The organism is uncultured Methanobrevibacter sp. (genome assembly GCF_937906425.1).
Classification (GTDB): domain Archaea; phylum Methanobacteriota; class Methanobacteria; order Methanobacteriales; family Methanobacteriaceae; genus Methanobrevibacter.
In genome coordinates this window covers 1-2,260 of the sequence record NZ_CALCYR010000067.1, presented here as the reverse complement: position 1 = coordinate 2,260, position 2,260 = coordinate 1, and the positions used below count along the sequence as shown (strand labels likewise).

At 37.4% G+C, this 2,260-nt stretch carries 1 protein-coding gene; it reads left to right on the top strand.

Annotated elements, in window-relative coordinates; translation table 11 throughout:
• Positions 1 to 136: 136 nt before the first annotated feature.
• Positions 137 to 2,140, top strand: coding sequence for a tRNA guanosine(15) transglycosylase TgtA (gene tgtA / locus Q0138_RS01865; protein WP_297980121.1), 2,004 nt, complete (start codon positions 137 to 139; stop codon positions 2,138 to 2,140).
• Positions 2,141 to 2,260 lie beyond the last annotated feature (120 nt).

The window sequence follows — 2,260 nt, the reverse complement described above, 5'->3', positions numbered from 1 at the left end:
AAACTTTTTAAACTTTTTAATCAATATAAAAACATTAGATAAAATTAATTTATTTAATTATCAAAATAATTTTTATTAACAAAGTTTAAATTATTTTTATTTACTAATTTGTTTATTTAATTTTAGGAAGAAAATCATGTATGAAATTAAAGCAAAAGATATGAGAGGGCGTGTAGGAGTTTTAAAAACAAATCATGGAGATGTAAAGACTCCTAACCTAATGCCTGTTATACACCCAAGGAAACAGACAATAGACGTTTCCAAATATGGTGCAGATATAGTTATCACTAATGCTTATCTTATTTATAAGGATGAAGACTTGAGTAAAGAGGCTGTTGAAAAGGGATTGCATGAACTGATTCATTTTGATGGACCTATCATGACTGATTCAGGTTCATTTCAATTGTCTGTCTATGGTGATGTGGACATCACCAACAAGGAGGTAATTGAGTTTCAGGAAGCAATTGGAACAGACATCGGAACCTCCCTTGACATACCAACAGCTCCATATGTTGATCGTGAAAAGGCTGAAGAGGACCTTGAAATAACCCTTGAACGTGCCCGTGAAGCTATTGGTCATGTTCGTGAGAATGACTTTGAAATGAAGATAAATTCAGTTGTGCAGGGTTCAACCTATCCTGATTTGCGCGAATACTGTGCAGAGGAATTGACAAAGCTTGAGGCAGACCTTTATCCGATTGGTGCAGTTGTTCCCCTAATGGAAATGTACCATTACCGTGATATAGTTGATGCTGTAATGCATTCAGTCAAGCATTTGCCTGACTCCAAGCCGCGTCACCTGATGGGTGCAGGCCATCCAATGATTTTTGCATTGTGCGTTGCAATGGGATGCGACCTTTTTGACTCTGCAGCATATATTCTCTATGCTGAAGGCGAACGTTTCCTGACAACAAGGGGAACAATAAAGCTTGAGAACATGACTGAAATGCCTTGTTCCTGTGAGGTATGTTCAAAATACACTCCAGATGACTTGAGGGCGATGGACCGTGAGAAAAGGGTTGAGCTTATTGCACAGCATAACCTTCATGTAAGCTTTGGAGAGCTTAGGCTCATTCGTCAGGCAATATCTGAAGGAAGTCTTATGGAACTTGTTGAAGAGCGCTGCAGAGCCCATCCGATGTTATTGGATGCATTGAGACATTTGGGAAGCTACAGTGATGATTTGGAAAAATACGATCCCAGAAGCAAGAAGTCTGCATTTTTCTATACAGGTCCCGAATCCCTTCACAGGGCGGAAGTTACAAGGCACCTTGCCAAGTTGGATGAGATGGACAAGAAGAAAAACCTTGTTGTTCTTCCGGCTTACAGAAAACCTTACAGTAAGTTTTTATCAAACAGCTTTAAGGAATTTCTGGTTTATTCAAAGGATGAGTCTGAAGGTGAGGATGCAGTCTGCAGGATATCAAATGAGGAATCTGACTTCATGGTCTGTGACATTCCATTCTGTCTTGTGCCGCTTGAACTTGATGAGGTCTATCCGTTAAGCCAAAGCGATGCCCCTAAAATCAAGGACCAGATTGCATTGGACTTTGCACGTGACTTCTTGATTGACTTTGCAGAAAACTATGACAATGTTCTCATTCATCCAAAAGTTCTTGATGACTTGGAGCTTGATTATATTGAGGAATATGGCTTCAGCAATGAAATCAAGTTTGACAAGGATGATGTTAAGAAATTGAAGGCAATTGCAGACTATCAGTTTGGCCATGGCGCAGGGAATGCGCTCTTTTCCGGTAAAATCAAGATAGAGAAAAGCAAGAAGACAGGTAAAATCAGGCATGTTTTTGACGGAAATCAGAATATTGTGAATATGAGGGCTTCAGACAGTTTCCTTATCCTATCCAAATTGGGAGCTAAAAGATTGGCTAAATTGGATGGAATGAGAAACAAGGTAATGATTGATAACAGTGTTGAATCCTTTGCCCGTGATGGAAAAAGTGTTTTCTCCAAGTTTATTTTGGACTGTGATGAAAACATTAGGTCAAATGATGAGGTCTTGGTTGTAAATGAGGAAGGAGAGCTATTGGCATTTGGTAAGGCTCTTTTAAATCATAATGAGATGCTTGACTTTAAGACTGGTCAAGCTATTAAGACTAGAAAGGGGTTTAAGAAGAAATAATTCTTAAATCTAATTTTTTTACTGCAATTTTATTTTAAAATTCTTATTTCTTTAATAAATACTGTAATTTTATTTTAAAATTCTTATTTCTTTAATAAATACTGTAATTTTATTTTAAAA